9 protein-coding genes and 1 pseudogene are annotated in these 18,081 nt (G+C 31.3%); 9 read left to right on the forward strand and 1 reads right to left on the reverse strand.

Annotated features, from left to right (window positions below):
• Positions 1–174: 174 nt before the first annotated feature.
• Entirely contained in the window at positions 175–3,183 is a 3,009-nt protein-coding gene (locus ACFEL2_RS02390; RefSeq protein WP_375332151.1) for an NB-ARC domain-containing protein, read from the reverse strand.
• Between the two features lie 373 nt (positions 3,184–3,556).
• Here ACFEL2_RS02390 and ACFEL2_RS02395 point away from each other — a divergent pair, with 373 nt between their 5' ends.
• The 9 genes and pseudogenes from ACFEL2_RS02395 to ACFEL2_RS02435 all read left to right on the forward strand — a co-directional run.
• Positions 3,557–3,739 carry a hypothetical protein gene (locus ACFEL2_RS02395; RefSeq protein ID WP_375332152.1) on the forward strand — a complete coding sequence of 61 codons (183 nt, stop codon included), beginning with the start codon at positions 3,557–3,559 and terminating at the stop codon, positions 3,737–3,739.
• An 86-nt stretch (positions 3,740–3,825) separates the two neighbouring features.
• Positions 3,826–5,115: a hypothetical protein gene (locus tag ACFEL2_RS02400; RefSeq protein WP_375332153.1), complete on the forward strand. Its 1,290-nt coding sequence runs from the start codon at positions 3,826–3,828 to the stop codon at positions 5,113–5,115.
• Positions 5,116–13,299, forward strand: coding sequence for a non-ribosomal peptide synthetase (locus tag ACFEL2_RS02405; protein ID WP_375332154.1), 8,184 nt, complete (start codon positions 5,116–5,118; stop codon positions 13,297–13,299).
• 1 nt (position 13,300) lies between these two features.
• Positions 13,301–14,260 (forward strand): NAD(P)-dependent oxidoreductase, encoded by a 960-nt coding sequence (locus tag ACFEL2_RS02410; protein ID WP_375332155.1) that lies wholly within the window; start codon positions 13,301–13,303, stop codon positions 14,258–14,260.
• Positions 14,241–15,632: a 3-isopropylmalate dehydratase large subunit gene (gene leuC, locus ACFEL2_RS02415; RefSeq protein WP_375332156.1), complete on the forward strand. Its 1,392-nt coding sequence runs from the start codon at positions 14,241–14,243 to the stop codon at positions 15,630–15,632. Before ACFEL2_RS02410 ends, leuC begins: the two co-directional genes overlap by 20 nt.
• Entirely contained in the window at positions 15,629–16,252 is a 624-nt protein-coding gene (gene leuD, locus ACFEL2_RS02420) for a 3-isopropylmalate dehydratase small subunit (protein ID WP_375332157.1), read from the forward strand. The genes leuC and leuD overlap by 4 nt, the downstream gene beginning before the upstream one ends.
• A complete protein-coding gene (locus ACFEL2_RS02425) occupies positions 16,249–16,632 on the forward strand; it encodes a RidA family protein (RefSeq protein WP_375332158.1) in 384 nt (127 codons plus the stop codon). The genes leuD and ACFEL2_RS02425 overlap by 4 nt, the downstream gene beginning before the upstream one ends.
• A gap of 27 nt (positions 16,633–16,659) precedes the next feature.
• A complete protein-coding gene (locus ACFEL2_RS02430; protein WP_375332363.1) occupies positions 16,660–17,712 on the forward strand; it encodes an MFS transporter in 1,053 nt (350 codons plus the stop codon).
• A gap of 145 nt (positions 17,713–17,857) precedes the next feature.
• Positions 17,858–18,067: pseudogene (locus tag ACFEL2_RS02435) on the forward strand (DDE-type integrase/transposase/recombinase); the annotation flags it as partial.
• Positions 18,068–18,081 lie beyond the last annotated feature (14 nt).

The raw sequence follows: 18,081 nt of genomic DNA on the forward strand, positions 1-18,081 counted from the left end.
AACACCACACCACGTGGGTCACTACTAATATATTACCCTCATCACTAACAGAGTCCAGAGAAGTTTTAGCACCTAGGGTATTTTTTTTGAAATTCGATAGATCAGCGGTAAAACGGAGACAGTAACTGAAATTATTGTTATAGTTAGAGGATAAATAGTTATAGTTAAATTTAGTTAACTCTTTTGCAATAAAGTTTTTATAGTGTTTTCCTTATGATGAATGTGATTTAGTTCTTGTTCAAGATGTAGTTTTTCTGCTTGTTGTTTTGCCTTATTGCAATAATTCAAGGCTTTATTGTAATCTCCACTGCTAAAATAAGCATCAGAATAAGTTAAATAAAAAAATATTTTTGTGCTATCATCAGCTATTTTCTCAATTAAACTAGTATATTTATTAAACTCTATTATCACTTTATTAGCTTGGTTTGTTAACATAAGTAGTTTCCCATACAATGCTATTGATCGCAAAAAACCTCTAGTGTTATGAGTCTTGTTAAATAATGCTATTGCTTCTTGAATTGATTTAATGAAAATCTCTATTTCTAGTTTATTCCTATTAGTCTTAGTTGTTGTTTTATTTTTGACTAAACCAAGAGTAGCTTTATTAAACAATAAGTTTGCATTTAAATTTTTTAGATCATTAGCCTTTATTGACTTACTTACTTTTATATCATTATATCTGTTAATTGCTGTATTTATTTTTTCTTCTGCCTTTTGATAATTACCCATTTTACAAAAATATGCTGAGTATAAATATAAAATTTTACACTTTAATAATTCTAAACCATCAGTTCTTTGCAAGTATCTATCAACCTCTTGCAAAAGATTAAAAAAGTCTTGATATTTTTCTTGATGAAAATAGGCTGAAGAAATAATTAAATCCATGGTCGCAAGATTTTCATTATAATTATCTTTAAATTTGCTTTTGAATTGCTTACTGGTTTCAATAAGTTGTTGAAACGAGTTAGTAAGCTTAAAGTCATTTTCGTGATCTATAAAAAATTGCAACAACAATTCAAACCATCGTAAATCTAGGATAGAATAAATATTGTTTTTATTGTCTAGCCCTTGTTGAAGTTGATAACGTAACACAGTTTGTACTAGTCGATGAATAGCAATATGATCACTATCAGTGTAGTTGATCATAGAATATTGCCACAATAGAGCAATGTGCTTGTTTAATGTTAGTTGTGGAGATGATAAAAGAGGATAAGCGGCTTGAAGCCATGCAAGCAATAATTTACGAGATATTTTATCTGGTGCTAGGTAGGCACATACTGTTAAAAGCTCAATAGCTATTGGTGGTTCATTGTTTATTTTAGTATCTCTAATAATTGCCTCTAAACTAATATTCCATGTTATGGCAACAGGATGGTTATTTGTACCTTCCGGTAAAATATTGCTTGCTAGTAATTCTGCTTCATGACTCTTGTAAAGATATAAATATTCTAGGACAGTTATATGGTTTTGCCTAATATAAGCACCAGCTTGTACTAGTGCTAATGGTAAGTATCCTAAAATTTCTACTAATTTTTTTATTTCATTTTGTTCTTTGGCTGTATCTTGCTGTATTAAGGACCTTATTGTTTTTACAGCTTCCTGTTCTGTCATAACATCAATAGGCAATATTGAAAAATTTGTTGGCCAATGACGTTGACGAGTTGTTAAAATAACATATCCGCCAGCTTTTGGTAAAAATGCTTCAATTTCACGATAGTTGTTGACATTGTCATAAACTAACAGCCATCCAGGATTGTCAACTAGCCATTGTTTAACATACGCAATAATGCTTTCTTTGGTATAGTTGACTTCTGCGTATCCTAATAATTTGGCAAACTCAACATACTTGTTATATAAATGATCAACATTTTCAGCAGGAAACCAAACTTTAAGCGTATAAGGATGTTTTGTATGAGTGATATATTGCAAGGCTAATTGTGTCTTGCCGATTCCTCCAAGCCCAGCACAGGCACTAATTGCTAAACTACTGATTGTTTGCGGTGTATGATGGTGATGTAATTTATTATATAAATCATCCAATAAATTTCTTCTGCCGATAAAAATATGATCTTGTCTAGGTATATTCCAAGTTGTCAGGTTTTTAGTAGATATTATTGACTTTTGTGCTGTAAGAAATAGCGATTCTTCTCCTTGACTACTAATAGTTTTATTAACATTTGCTTTAGGTTCAAGTGTAAAAAAGCAAAGACAAAACATTACCAAAGCAATTATGCTAATTACACTGAATACTAATATATAAATATTTTTTGTGTTACCTTGTACATCTCTATTTACCGGAGGAGGTATAGGATAAATTGAACTAGAGTTTTCTATTATACTACTATATCTTTCCTTAAACTTACGGATAATATTCTCGATATTTGTATTAGGGAAAAGTCTTGTGATGATTTCAAGAAACAAAAAATGATATTGTTTGTATAGTGAAGGATTAATATATTCAAAATTAGTTTGACTCGTTTGTTTAGATAACATTTTTATACACTGTTCTTCTTTTGCTAAAAGGAAGAACACTTTAGATATCTCTTTATCATCATCTACAATGATAGAACTATGTCCCTCTTGGTCAGGTACATTAGCTTCATTTACAGCTAGAACATAGATTGTGCATTGTTTTAACTGTAGACCTGTAGCACTGATCTCCTTATGCTTTAAGCATACTACTATAGGAGTAGCATTAGGATTCTCTTGAAACTCTGTAGAAACTGTTATGCCTATAAGTCGTAAATCAATACATAGTTTATTGACCAGCAAGTTTAAGTTATTCTTTCCTAACCTTGGTAAAACAATGAGAAAGGATATCTTATCAGACTTTGTTAATATTAAAATTTCCTGTAGAATTTTATTGAATTCTTGTTGAATTAACAGACTCGAATAATAACTGTGTATTAGTTTGTATTTATCAGATTTCTCTATAAAACTTATAATCCCTTCTCGGGAATTTGCTGCTATTTTTCGTTTAATATTAAGAATATGACTTTCAATAGTCTTGGTTTCGAGCGATTTATCTTTAGTTGATAGAAAATTGGCTGTTCCTTTCGCATTTTTCCCATGCATAATACATGCTATTATATCTATTTCCCTTGGCGTGAATCTTATGCCGTCAATAGTCATCAGATATTTTTCATAAATCTCTTGTGGACACAGTATCTCTTTGTCTTCCATAAAATCTAATTTATTTTAACTATTATTATCCTACAAGGTTAAAAATTTCTAATTTAAGATTATAGGTATCTGTTTTAAATGCAAAGATAAATAGAAAGATTTTTAAAATTATCTCTAAGTATTTTTTACTTACGTACAGTACCTACTGATTTTGTGAGCATTGGTAATAATAATTTTCTAATTTAGTGTTTTGACATGGATATAAAATGTGAGTGCATATTAGTATTTGATCAAGAGCTTAAATAGATATACCAAAAATTAGATAATGCCGTAAGAAGATTTATCTCAGTGTTTTTTAAGTTTATCAAACAACATGTTAAATGCTAAACATTTTTTGTATAGGGACTTAAATGGTATCAAGGTAACTTTATACATGATACTGATTTTAGCAATTTTACTTACAGTGTATAAAATACAAAATAACCTTAGTGGTTATATGTTTGTTAGGAAGAAATTTAAGGAAGAATTACGAGTGTTACTTACTAGAGACATTGTTAACTTATTTGATGGAAATTTAGAAAAATATGACCTATTTAATAAAAAAATACTATCCTAACTCTTTTCGGACAGTAGAGAGGTTAATTGAGTATATAGGTACTAAGGGTGTTATATATTGGGGTAAAACATTTTAGGTAAACTTTTATGAAAGAACTAGAATTTAGAGAGATTAAAAACTTATATAATAGTTTAAAAGATGCTGAGAAGAGAGAAAAGCAAGTTTTAAATATCACGGCTAACGAAAATATCGTCTCTGAGACAGCGTTTAAATTTAATAGTGCTATTTGGGCAAATAGGTATCATTTAGGTACATTGGATGATTACAAAAATTGTCAATTCTCTGTCAACAAAAATGGTTTAGTATTCCGAGGCTTGCCTGAAATATATAATCTTGAAAAAAAAGCTCAACATGCTGCAATCAAGCTGTTCAATGCTAAAAAAGTTGAAACTAGGTATTTATCTGGAATGCATGCAGTAATTACTAATCTTGCAATTTTAATGAGGTCGGGAGACTTAGTTTTATCACTTGATCCTAACGATGGTGGGCATTTTGCAACTAGAAATCTAGTACAGTATTTAGGCGGAATAAGCCAATTCTTACCATTTGATAGGTCAAAGCAAGAAATTAATATACAAAAGTTCAAACAGCAAATTACTTCTAAAAAACCTAAAATTATACTAATTGATCACGGGGTTACGTTATTCCCTTTTAATTTAGAAGAAATACGGGATGCGTGTGGGGATGAAACAATTATAGTTTATGATGCATCGCATACACTTGGGCTTATTAGTGGTGGTGTGTTTCCTAATCCGATAAACTTAGGATGCAACCTAGTTCAAGGTAATACGCACAAAACTTTCCCAGGTCCACATAAAGCTATAACGTATTGGTTGGATCAAGAATTAAATGTTTTAACGGAGGGACTAGATTGTGCTTTTGTATCAACCCAAAATACTCATCAATCGATATCATTATATATAAGCATACTGGAAATGTATTTCTTCTCTAAACAGTATGCATTGAAAACTCTAATCAATGCACAGATACTAGCAAAGAAGTTAATTGAGCATGGCTTAGATGTAGCAGAGTTCAGCAAAGGTTTTACGCAAAGTAATATTGTTCTTCTGTGTTTACCTACAAGCACACTATCTACAAAAGTATGTGCTTTGCTACAAAGATATAATATCAGCACTAATGCTAGAGTCATTTTTGATATGCCAGTACTAAGACTTGGCGTACAAGAAATTACTAGGAGAGGTATGGGAGAAGCAGAAATAACATTAATGGCTAAAGTAATAAAAGAGATTATTAACCAAGCACAGGAGAACAATGATACAATTTCCCCTAAAATTTTTAACCAAGTCTCAGACTTAATGAACTCATTCCAGAGAGTTGAGTTTAGCTTTGATACTTTACTAATGAAGGAAACATAAATGACTATACCGAATCAATTACCACTTAGTGCTTCCCAAAAAAGACTTTGGTGGGAGTGGAAAAATAATTTAGATAACTTATCATATAATATAAACTTTTGTTATAGATTCAAAGGTAAAATAGACGTTCCCAAGCTCCTTGATGCAATTTTAATAACTTTAAATAAAACAGGAGTACTCACTTTAAGATTTAGCGAGAATGAAGGTACTCCTTATCAGTATCTATTGGATCAATTTGCAGATAGACTAGATACAACTTTTGTTGACCTTTCGTTGCAACCTGAGGAGCATGGAATTAGTGCAGCTATTAAAGAATACTTGACCCCTTTTGATTTGTTAAATCAGTCTGCTTACAGACAGTTATTACTTAAGTTAGATATAGATGAATATCTATTATGTATGACTTTTCATCATATCATACTTGATAATATTGGTGGCAATATGTTAATTGACTGTATTGAGGATTTATATCTATCAAATCTGAGCAATGAAAATAATATAAAGCCGCTATACAAAAAAGATGTACTGAGTTGGTCACAAAAAGAACAGTTAGGTGAGTCACATATTAAAACGTTAGAGGATTATTGGAGTACAAGGCTACATAATGCACAAACAAGCACTAAATTCCTTGAAAGATCGGTTTCAATAAAAAAATTTAGAGGGAGAAGGCGTTACTTTACTTTATCTAACAGACTATCTCGTGAGCTATTAAGCCTAGTAAAAAGTACTAATAGTACCCTATTTATTGTTATCACTGCATTCGTTAACTGTTTAATATATAGATTTACTCATCAAGAACAAGTATCTGTATCCTATAGTGTGAACAATAGACAAGCACAGGATAGTCAATCTATTGGCTTCCATATTGATATGCTAATATTGTTATGCAATATTAGCAGTGATGCATCTTTTGTCGATTTAGTGGATCACATTAAACATTTAAGGAAGGCAGATAGACAATATCAGTATTTCTCAACCCCTTATGTATTAAAAATATTAAGAACACAAAAACAAACACTACCAAATGTAGTAGTGAATCAATCTCTATCTTTTGTAAGAACGTTTAAAATTCCAGAAGTTGAATGTACTAACTTTCATATCAATGAAATCGATCCTCAATGTGATTTACTAATTAGTTTTGAGGTACGTGATAACCAAATTCACTTCGAATTTGAGTATAACCTTGAAAAATATAATCCAGAATTTATTGCTAATTTACAAGAAAGTTTTATCACATTAATGTCTGATATTGTAATAGATCCTAGTAAATTAATAGCAGATTATAGTCTAGTAAACAACAATCAACAACAAAGACTGCTTGGTTTATCAAGAGGTAATGATGTATATGTTAAGCCATGTAAAAACATATATCAATATATTCTAGACCAAGTTTCTCAAGTCCCCAATAACATAGCTCTAGTTTATTGTGATACCTCGATTACTTATAAGGATTTGGATGTTTTGGTTAATAAATTTGTATCTTTAATTAACTCTGTAGCAGGAAATAGTAAGTCAGTTGGCATATGCTTAGAAAGATCAATTAATCAAGTAATCTCAATTCTAGCAGTAGTCAAGTCAGGACGTGCCTATATACCTCTTGACGCAGACTATCCAGAAGAAAGACTTGTATATATTCTAGAACATTCTATGTCAGAGGTGATTTTGTCTGACAGTGAAAATTTAAAAAAGTTTATTAACTTCAAAAACAAAAAAATAGATATTAGTTCTCGGGAATTTAGTAACTACAGTAACAAAGTGTCTAAAAAGATTCCTACTGGCGAAAATATTTATATAATTTACACTTCAGGTTCTACAGGTAATCCTAAAGGTATTCCCATAAAGCATAATGCTCTTCTGAATAGAATAGACTGGATGCAGAATAAATATCAGTTAACACAAAATGATAGAGTTTTGCATAAGACTCCGTACAGTTTTGATGTTTCTGTTTGGGAGATTTTTTGGCCATTAATGTATGGTTCGACTATTATAATTGCACCACCTGGAATACACAGGGATCCTATAAGCCTCTCAAAATATATTGTAGACCATAAGGTTAATATAATGCATTTTGTACCCTCTATGCTAAACGCATTCTTACAATTCAAAGAAGTAAGGCAGGCTCAAAGCTTAACTAGAGTATTTGCAAGTGGTGAAGCCATTAATTACGCTATTATAGAAGATTTTAAACAAAAGTTTCCGCATACTAAACTATCGAATTTATATGGTCCAACCGAAGCCAGTATTGATGCTACTTATTGGGATTGTGAGGAAAACACAGAATCTCTTACTCCACCAATAGGTAAACCTATACAAAATACGCAATGTTTTATTCTTGACAGTAACTTTAAATTACTACCTATAGGGGTTAGTGGAGATTTATATATTAGCGGAATATGCCTTACTTCTGGATACTTGAATGCCCTAGAACTAAGTAAAATATCTTTTCTGCAAAACATATATTCGGATAATTTAGCTAATTATCAAATAATGTATAAAACAGCTGATAAAGCAAGGTTTTTATGTGATGGCAATATAGAATATCTTGGTAGGGCAGATGATCAGATAAAAATAAGGGGGATAAGAATTGAGCTTGGAGAAATCAATAACAATATTGCTAAATTCCCATATGTAAGCAACAGTTGTACTATTTTAGTAAATTCAAAATTAGTAGCTTTTATTGAAGTAGCTGAGCATAATATCAATAAATTTAATTTAGAGAAGTTACAAAAAAGATTAGCAATATATTTACCAGAATTTATGATACCTAGTCATTACAACGTAATTACTGAGCTCCCTTTAACTCCTAGTGGCAAAATAGATAAAAAACGCTTAATCAAAAACTTTGAAGAAAATAATAGCTGTGATAATATACAAAATGCAGTAATTAAACCTACAAATTATTTAATTACAAAAGTAGCTAATATTTGGGCTGAAATATTGGAAGTTAAAGTAGAAGAAATAACAGAGAATAGTAATTTCTTCACGCTTGGTGGTGATTCTTTACAAATGCTACATATGCTAGCTAAAATCCAGTCATTAAACATAAATGTTAAACCTCCGAAATTTTTAAGCAATCCAGTGTTATCTTACCTAACTGAAGATACAACATTAGTTGACTACATAGATACTAGAGACACATTATCTTTAAGTTACAAGCTAACCCCTATACAACACTGGTTTTTTGATAAAATAAATGAAGATTATAATATTTTCTTCCAACATTGCACTTTCATTGTAGATAATATAGATGGGATAACGGAAATTAATCGAGCTGTTACTACATTATTGGCAAATCACGAGATATTTAATACTATATTTCGAAGACAACACAGTATTTGGATATGGATTAAAAAAGAAAGTGCAAAAATGCCAAATTATACTTTTGACAATTTAATTGAAGGTCAAAAGTTAACTAAGGATCTTGTACTTAAACAACTAGCTACAAAAATTGATATAGAAACAGGAATATTTTTTGCTGTTTGCCTATGGTGCGATGCAAAAGATCAAAAAGTAAAAATAACTTTTGCATGCCACCACTTGATTATAGATATTGTATCATGGAATCTCTTTTTTGATGAGCTAAACTTGATCTATAAAGGACAATCCTCAATTAATTTTGCCCCTAATAGAGGGTATCTACATTGGAGTAATAGTATAAATAATTATGCACGAAATATTGAGGTGGAGGAAACTGAAATTGAGTTTTTTCATTCGCAACTTTTAGCCTCCTCAACTACTTCATTTAGTGCAAACGCCTTAGCAGATTCATATTCTTTAAGTTTTCCTGTGCAGAATACTAAATCATCTATTGATTATGGAATTACTGTATTGACAAGTGCAATATCTGCTCTCTCTCAAACCTTAAATATTGATTCAATTTTAGTAGAACATGAGTCACATGGGCGATATGATCTTACTAACCAATCAGTCAACCTTGCGAGTACAATAGGCTGGTTTACTGCTAAATACCCTATTAATTATAGAAATATCAAGGATAGCCCTCTTGAATTTATATATCATAATTGCTCAAACTCATTAAAAACAGTGCAAAAAAATGAGGTTAATTTTGGTATTTTAAAATATTTATCAAATCATCAAATATCTAAGTTATTTCAAGAGTATAAGCCTTTAATTTCTTTTAATTTTTTAGGGCAAACTAGATTGAAAAATAGCTATGGAGTATTGCTTAATGATATGGATGGTCAGATTGGTCTATATAAATCCAAAAAAATCAAGCCCCTATATCTAATTGATTTAAATTGTTGGGTTGAAGGCAATAGAGTAGAATGTAGTTTTGACATAACTTTATCGAGAGCTAAAGCAAAGGAGTTTTTAGAAATTTTTACAAGGAACTTTAATTATATTCAAAGTTCAGGAGAATTACCAAATTATTATATTGCTACACCCTTCCAAAAAGATATACTCACTTATAATAACTCTATAGATAATAATTACATTTCAGCTTGGCAACTTACAATTGCTAATAGCATAAATGAAAATGCTCTGAAAACAGCATGCCTAAGAAGTGTAGAAAGGCATAAAACAATAAGAAGCAAGTTAGTATATGATGAAATAGACACAAAAAATGTGCTGCTTAAAGTTCAAGCACCAACTGATTCAATTTATATAGCATATAATTCCTCTGAAATAGCTAATAACTATAATAATATAGATGATTTAATAGATGCTGAAAAAATAAATGGTTTCGATATAAAAAATGGGAAAGTTATACGATTTGTCCTGATTAAAAGAGCAAATCAAACATATGATTTAATAATCCTTGTGCATCATGCTGTAATTGACGGACAGTCAATGCATATATTGAAAAAAGATATAGTTAATAACTATAATGCAATTCTAGCAAATAAAAACATCAATGATAAACTGCATACAGACTTTAGTGACTATGCCAATTGGATTAATACTAGATCTGCTCATAAGTCTTATAATTATTGGAGAAACATATTAAAAGATTTTGAACCTACTCGTTTTATTTATAAATTATCAGATAAAGAAAATAAAACAGATTTTTCTTATCTTATAAGGTCTTATAGTATTTCTAATAAGATTTTTAGCTTTCTACAGCAAAATTCTTTAACTTTTTCTACAGTTTTGAATGCCCTTGTTGGTATTTTAATCTCGTGCCATATGCTTGAATCATCAAAAGTAATATGGGGTAATACATTATCCATAAGACCACATAACATAAAGGGAGTAGAAAATATTGTAGGTCCTTGCGTTGCAACTGTACCTTTATGTTTTGATTTTGATAAGGACTTAAATTTAATAGAATTTTGCAAACAAGTTGCTGTCATGGTGGCTGAAGCAGTTGAGTACGGTAATGTAGCACTCAGTACTATTAGTAACCTTATTGACAAAGGTGAGCTATTTAACTTTCTTTTTGCTTGTCAAAATTATGAGAAACAAAAAGAGGATGAAAGCTCTCTAATAACAATAGAGAAATTTTCTGGGAAGATTAGTGCACATTTTGATTGTACTTTTATATGTGAACTAGTAGATAACGAATTACACATCAATGCTAAGTTTAACAATAATTGTTTTGATGCAGAAGCACTTACAGCATTTTCTGATAAACTTCATTATTTATTAGAAAATATAGAAACACTTGCAAGCAAACCAGTCACACAAATTAACATTATCGATAAATGGGAGCAAGACATATTATCCTATTTTACCAATACAGATATTCCTTACGACATACACACTTCTTTATGGAGTTTAGTTAAACAACATATAGAGAAAGATGGAAATAAAATTGCAATATATGATCACGACGGGAAGAATTACAGTTATTCATATCTTGCTATAGCTGTTTCTAAAATTAGTAGCAGATTAAGTAATTTAAGGAAAATCAGATATATTGGTATTTTCTTACCAAGATCATTTATGCAAGTTGCAGCAGTCATTTCAGTGTTTCGTACGAATTTTTGTCTGATTGGACTTGAGACTACTTTCCCAAAATATAAATTAAAAGAAATATGTAACTATCTTGGCTTAAAGTATGTTATCACTAGTACAAGTTACGTTAATTTAATACAAGATTTAGGTATTAATGTAATTAATGTTGATGAAATAGGAGATGATGAGGTTTTATATGAAACTATCGATGCATATGATCCAGAACAAGAACGCATTATTTCTTATACTTCTGGTTCAACTGGTAACCCAAAACTAGTAGTTAGTACTGAAAAAAGCCATTTAAATCGACTACATTGGCTAAAAAACAATTATCCAATTAAAGAAGAACAAGTCTGTGCATATAAAACCAAATTAACTTTTGCTCCTAGCATAAGAGAAATTTTTGAACCGCTAATACAAGGGGCAAGCCTATACGTTTTTTCAGAGGATGATTTATCAGATGCCAATAAGTTTTTGCTTAAAGTAAAAGCTTATAATTTGAGTCGAATATTTTTTACTCCTTCTCATCTAGCGGCTTTATTAGTTAGTCAAGATTCTGCTTCTTACTTGACTTGTATAAAGCATCTAGAGATTAGTGGGGAGTCTATTACCAGTTCACTGTTAAACTTACTAAAAAAAACACTTACGAGTACAAAAATTTACAACAGATACGGTGCAACAGAAATTGCTTCAGTGGTATATTTGGATCTAACAGAATATGAAAGTAACTACCCATCTATACCAGTGGGAAGGCCTATCCAAAATACAAAAGTTTATGTGGTTAATGACAAGATGCAAATCCTGCCTATTGGGTGTGTGGGAGAGATAGTAATAGGTGGAGACTGCTGTGCAATTGGCTATTTAAAAGAGGTGACAAATAACAATTTTGTTAAAAATCCGTTAAGTCCAAACCTAACCAGTGTCAACTTCTTTAACACAGGTGATCTAGGAAAAATAATGCCAAATGGTATGTTATTCCAATTGGGTCGTAAAAATAGAATATGTAAAGTTAGGGGGTTCAGGATTAATTTAGAAGAAATTGAGCATGAACTCAGTAAAATAAAGTTAATCAAACATTCAGCAGTACTGCATTCTAGCAAGAATGATACCATTAACGCTTTTGTTGTACTCAACAATCCTAAAGAAAATAATTTTCAAAAAAAAATACTCTCACAACTTTCTAAAAAACTCCCGTATTATTCGATACCAACTAATATTAATTTAATAGATAAAATGCCAAAAACCAATAGTGGTAAAATCGATTATATCGGCTTAAATCAGTACGTAGTAAAAAATAATATTATATCTTTTAAGCATAAAAATGAACAAGAACGAATAATTATGGAGTTCCTAAAAGATATTATCTCTTACAAAAATAACACAAATGAAACTAATTTTTTTAGGCTAGGGATGACATCTTTAAGTACTCAAACCTTAGCATACAAACTTTCAGAATATTTTATGACAAACATTCCTGTATCGCTAATTTACTCTAACCCAAATATTCAAAGCTTAGCATTAGCTTTGAACGAAATTTGTAATAAGGCTCATAGTAACAATTTTGTAGTAATCAATCAAGAGGCGAGATCTAATATTTTTGCTTTTCCTCCTGCAGGAGGGAGTTCATATAATTACAAAAAATTTGGGGAGTTGTTACATGGAAGGCAATTGATAGCTTTTAACAAGCCACCATCTAATTTTGGTGCCGATACAATAGAAAAATTAGCAAGCCATTACATAGGTTTAATAAAAGCTCATAATTTTTGTGAGCCATATTTTTTAGTTGGATGGTCTTTAGGAGGAACATTAGCATATGAAGTAGCATGTCAACTTCAAAGGTTGGGACATCAATTATCTAGTTTATTTTTGATAGATCCAGGATTTAACTTAAAACATTTTGGCATTAATGGCAAATATGAAAGTTTTAGCCAAAAACAAATAGAATCAATTATGCACAAAAATTTAAAATCAACAAATTTGAATTCAAAGATTTTACAAGAAATGATGAACAACCTGTATTCAGACGCAGAACTCATTAATAAATACACTCCAAAGAGGTATGAGGGTAGTGTAGTACTAATCAAACCAAATAATGTAAGAATCAATGAAAGGAATTATGGTTTAGCAAACAATGGGCTTGAATATCTAGTAGTGGGCAAAATACACAAATACCAAGTACCGGGTAATCATATTTCCATGATGGCTGATAATGTAAGATATATTACAGAAATTTTTCATAGGCATTATGGCAATGAGGTGCAATGACATGATTAAAACATTAATACTAGACAAAATACATGAGAGTGGCATAAATTTGCTTAGGACTTTCTCTGAAGTTGAAGAAGGGTGGACTTACACATATGAACAGATATTTCATATAATTGAGGATTATGATGCAATTATAATTAAAAGTAACAATAGAATTACTAGAGGACTTATACTAAAAGCATCTAATCTCAAAGTTATTGGGAGAGCGGGAAGTGGTGTTGATAACGTGGACTTTGAAAGTGTAAAACAAAGAGGTATCCAAGTTATAACGTCACCTGAGGGCAATGCAGTTTCAGTTGCAGAATTCATTATTGGTCTAATTTTGATGTTCAGTCATAATATCTTAAAATCTCACAACGCGGCTCGTGCAAATGATTTTAGGCGGGATATGTGGACAGGTCGTAATCTTTCAAACATGAAGGTAGGCGTTCTAGGTCTTGGAGTCATTGGTTCATGCCTTGTCAGGAAACTAGAACACCTTAGCCTTAAAACCTACGGTTTTGATTATAAGCAACGTAGTACACATTTAGATAGAGTTACTAATTTTGAGTTGTATAATAACTTAGAGGTTTTTTTTAGTAATATTGACATTTTAAGTATTAATATCCCGCTATGTCAATCCACAACTCATATTATATCTAGATACTATTTTAGCATTATGAAAAAAGGCATAATCTTAATTAATACTGCAAGGGGTAAAATAATTGACAATGAAGCACTTATTGACGCGATAGATCAAGGTATAATAAGTTACGCGGGCTTGGATGTTTTAGAGCCAGATCCGCCGTTTCACATCCATCCATTAAAATGCACTTACGCTCATCCACTGATAAATCATCCTAAAGTTTTTTATACTCCTCATATTGCAGCTGGCACGGATGATGCTTTAAGCGAAGTTGCAATAAATTTAGTTAACAAAATGAAAAAGGTACTTGATAGTGAGCAAAACATTACTTGATAAACTATGGGACATACATTTAATAGGGAAACTTGATAGCGGAAAATCACTGTTACATATTGATAAGCATCTAATCCATGAAGTAACAAGCCCATTAGCGTTTGAAGGACTCAAAGAAAATAACTTAAAAGTTTGGAATTCAAATAGCCATTTTGCAGTAGCTGACCATAACGTTCCTACAGAAGATAATATTCGAGATGATGATAGCGAATCAATAATACAAGTTGAAGCACTGAAAAGAAATTCATATCGTCATAATATAAAATATTTTGGAGTAAAAACTGAGGAACACGGTATTGTCCACGTTATTTCACCTGAACTTGGTATTACACAACCAGGCATAAGTATTGTTTGTGGTGATAGCCATACTTCTACGCATGGAGCCTTTGGTGCATTAGCTTTTGGGATTGGAACATCGGATATTGAGCAAGTATTAGCTACTCAAACTATCTCCATAAAGAAGCCAAAATCAATGCTAGTGAATATTAGTGGAAACCTTGGACCAAGGATATACACCAAAGATATAGCTTTATACTTGATTAGAACAATAGGTTCGTCTGGGGGGAAAGGTTATGCTATAGAATATCAAGGGAATCTGATTAGTGATATATCGTTAGATGCGAGAATGACCTTGTGTAATATGGCAATCGAGGCTGGTTTCCAGATTAGCCTTATAGCTCCTGATGATAAAGTTATAAATTATTTGAAAGGCAAAAAATATGCTCCTACTTCCCATTACTGGGAACAAGCTGTTAATTTTTGGCGTACTTTATATTCAGATAATAATGCTACTTTTAATAAGAGAGTTACCCTAGATGTGCAGGCACTAGCACCTATGACTACTTGGGGTACCAACTTAGATTCAGTGGTCTCTATTGAAGAAAACATACCGCAAATAAATGAGGTGGATAAGTCAATAAGAAAGCAATTTTTGCAATCTATCTCGTATATGGGTCTTCAACCTGGTCAAAAGATTGCAGGTATTAAGATAGACAAAGGATTTATTGGGTCTTGCACAAATAGCAGACTAGAGGACCTACGTGAAGCAGCCCAAATTGTTTTGGGAAAAAAAGTTAAAAGCCATGTTGAGGCACTTGTGGTACCAGGCTCAGAATATACAAAACGAATGGCAGAAAATGAAGGATTACACCATATATTTCAGGATGCAGGCTTTTCATGGCGGAATCCAGGATGTTCAATGTGCCTCGGTATGAATGCAGATAGGTTGCAGGCTGGGCAAAGATGTGCTTCATCCTCAAATCGTAACTTCGAAGGTCGTCAAGGTAGAGGAGGCAGGACTCATTTAATGAGTCCTGCAATGGTAGCTGCAGCAGCAATTGCTGGTGAAATAATAGATGTGAGAAAGTTATGACAACAAAAGCAATAAAAGAAATAATACAAGGACTCACTGCTTGCATCGATCAAGATAATATAGACACAGACATGATTATCCCAAAAGATTATATAAAGGGGGTCAGTTCAAAGAAATTAGGTAAACATCTCTTCTCATATTTAAGGTACAATAAAGATCATACATTAAACAAGGATTTTATCTTAAATGACCAAACTTTCTCTCAGTCAAAGATTCTAGTATGTGGTAAGAATTTTGGTTGTGGTTCAAGTAGAGAACATGCTGTATGGGCTTTGAAGGATTTCGGCATTGAGGCAGTAATTGCTCCATCATTTGCAGACATCTTCTATCAAAACTCTATAAGAAACTTTCTTTTGCTGGTTACGGTTGATCAGCACACTTACAACAACTTAGTAACCTATGCAAAGTCTAGACAGCTATTAAAAATTGACGTAGGTAAATCTACCATTTTAACCACTGAATTTTTAGCGAGTTTTCAGCTAAAAGAATCAGATAAAAAATTTTTGCTAAAAGGAGAAGATGAACTATCAATAGTGTTAAAATACCAAGTTCAGATAAAGAAATTTGAAGAAGAGTATAAAAAGAATTATCCATGGATAACATTGGAAGGTTCTATATGATAGAAAAGATCGAAATAACAACAAGTAAGGCTCCACAGCCTAGAGGGAAATATTCGCAAGCCATAAAAGTTAACAATGTGGTGTTTTTAAGTGGGCAGTTACCTATCGATATCAAAACTAATATTTTAGTAAAAGATAATTATGAACAAGCGTTTATTAAATGTTTTGAGAATATAAGTGAGGTTTGTATGGCAGCAGGTGGTACTCTAAATAAAATTGTTAAATTAAACGTTTTTTTAACCCATCAAGACTCATCTTATTACCTTGATAAAGTAATACCTCGATTTTTTAATCCACCTTATCCAGCAAGATCTAGGGTATTTGTGACCAGTTTATCTAAAGGAGCGCAAATAGAAATAGAAGCAATAATGATATTATAATCTTACTTATTTATGAATAACATTCTTATGTTAGCTAGTTTTTTGGCATGTGTTGATGTCATTGATACATCACTAATTAATCTAGTTTTACCCAAAATCCATCATTGTGTTGATTTTCCTATAGATAATATATTATGGATTCTTTATGTTTACTTATTATGTTCATCAATCACTACACTAATATTACCTTTTGCCACTAAATTTATCTCTTTATATAGGATACTATTATTCGCATCTTACCTGTATTTATTTGGCACTATTGCTATTTATTACATGAACAACAATTTTATACTAGTCATTATTGCGAGGTGTTTTCAAGGAATAGGGGTGGGGGTTTTTAATCCGTCTTCCCTAATTATAATTAATCACTATTTTAGAGATCAGCAATTTGTTAAGGTGTCTTCTATTTATGGTGTTGTAATACTTAGTATAGGCTCCATAGTCCCATTAATATACGATGTTATTGTACATTTTTATAACTGGAATAACATGTTATTTATTAATATCCTTTTTATTTTAGTTATATTAAACTTGCTTGCCGCTATTTATTCTAGTGCGGAACAAAGTAACTGGAGCAACTCTATTCCTCTAATGGATAGAAATTACAAACTATACAAGGATAAAAATTTTATAATTTATCTTGTGATATCTTGTTGCTATTTTGGCATTTCCACGAGTGTGGTAACTTTCGCGTCATTCTTTATCCAATGGAATATGAGCCTCTCAATCGAAAGCGTAGGGATATTAATGTTTTTTAAAGGGCTTGGTGGGTGCATATCATTTATTTCTGTACCTAGTATTTTAAAAAAGTATAAACCCAATTCATTATTAAGCCTTAGTCTTATTGTAACCATATTTGCATATTTTTTGCTATATCAATATTCATTTTTTTCTTTGTATATACTATCATTCTTTCTACAAGGTTTTGCGATAGGTATTTTTAATATAATAGCTGTTAGATGCACTTTGTGTTATGTACCACAAAGTCTCAATATTTTTGCATGTAGTATATATATCTTCACCAAATTCATAGCCAACTTAATATTTATAAAGTTGTTTCAAGGAGTTATTACAATTTAACAAATGAACCCCCTACTAATACTGTGTAGGATGTGTTAAAGAAGCCTCTTGAAGCAGAGTGTGAATATAAAAAGTCGCGTTCGCTACGTTATAGGTTGCAGCTAACTCAATGATAGGTAAGCCACTAGTTTGACTAGTGAGACCATGTGCTATTATAGATTGGTATAGTAAAGCCATATTGAGTTATAAATTATCAAATTCAATGGATGTGACTTTGGTAACTGATGTATTAAAAGATGCCCTTAATAAATACAAAGCTCCAAAAATATTTAATAGTGACCAAGGCAGTCAATATACTAGCCATGACCATACACAGATATTGAAAGATCATAGCATTCAAATCTCAATGCATGGTATACTGCTCGTAAA

Source organism: Candidatus Tisiphia endosymbiont of Temnostethus pusillus (genome assembly GCF_964264675.1).
In the GTDB taxonomy this organism is placed as follows: domain Bacteria; phylum Pseudomonadota; class Alphaproteobacteria; order Rickettsiales; family Rickettsiaceae; genus Tisiphia.

What these genes read in the sequence shown, in the direction of transcription:
- ACFEL2_RS02390 (WP_375332151.1), bottom strand. Translation starts at nt 3,183, where the DNA reads ATGGAAGACAAAGAGATACTGTGTCCACAAGAGATTTATGAAAAATAT.
- leuD (WP_375332157.1), top strand. Translation starts at nt 15,629, where the DNA reads ATGACAACAAAAGCAATAAAAGAAATAATACAAGGACTCACTGCTTGC.
- ACFEL2_RS02400 (WP_375332153.1), top strand. Translation starts at nt 3,826, where the DNA reads ATGAAAGAACTAGAATTTAGAGAGATTAAAAACTTATATAATAGTTTA.
- ACFEL2_RS02425 (WP_375332158.1), top strand. Translation starts at nt 16,249, where the DNA reads ATGATAGAAAAGATCGAAATAACAACAAGTAAGGCTCCACAGCCTAGA.
- ACFEL2_RS02395 (WP_375332152.1), top strand. Translation starts at nt 3,557, where the DNA reads ATGATACTGATTTTAGCAATTTTACTTACAGTGTATAAAATACAAAAT.
- ACFEL2_RS02405 (WP_375332154.1), top strand. Translation starts at nt 5,116, where the DNA reads ATGACTATACCGAATCAATTACCACTTAGTGCTTCCCAAAAAAGACTT.
- ACFEL2_RS02430 (WP_375332363.1), top strand. Translation starts at nt 16,660, where the DNA reads ATGTTAGCTAGTTTTTTGGCATGTGTTGATGTCATTGATACATCACTA.
- ACFEL2_RS02410 (WP_375332155.1), top strand. Translation starts at nt 13,301, where the DNA reads ATGATTAAAACATTAATACTAGACAAAATACATGAGAGTGGCATAAAT.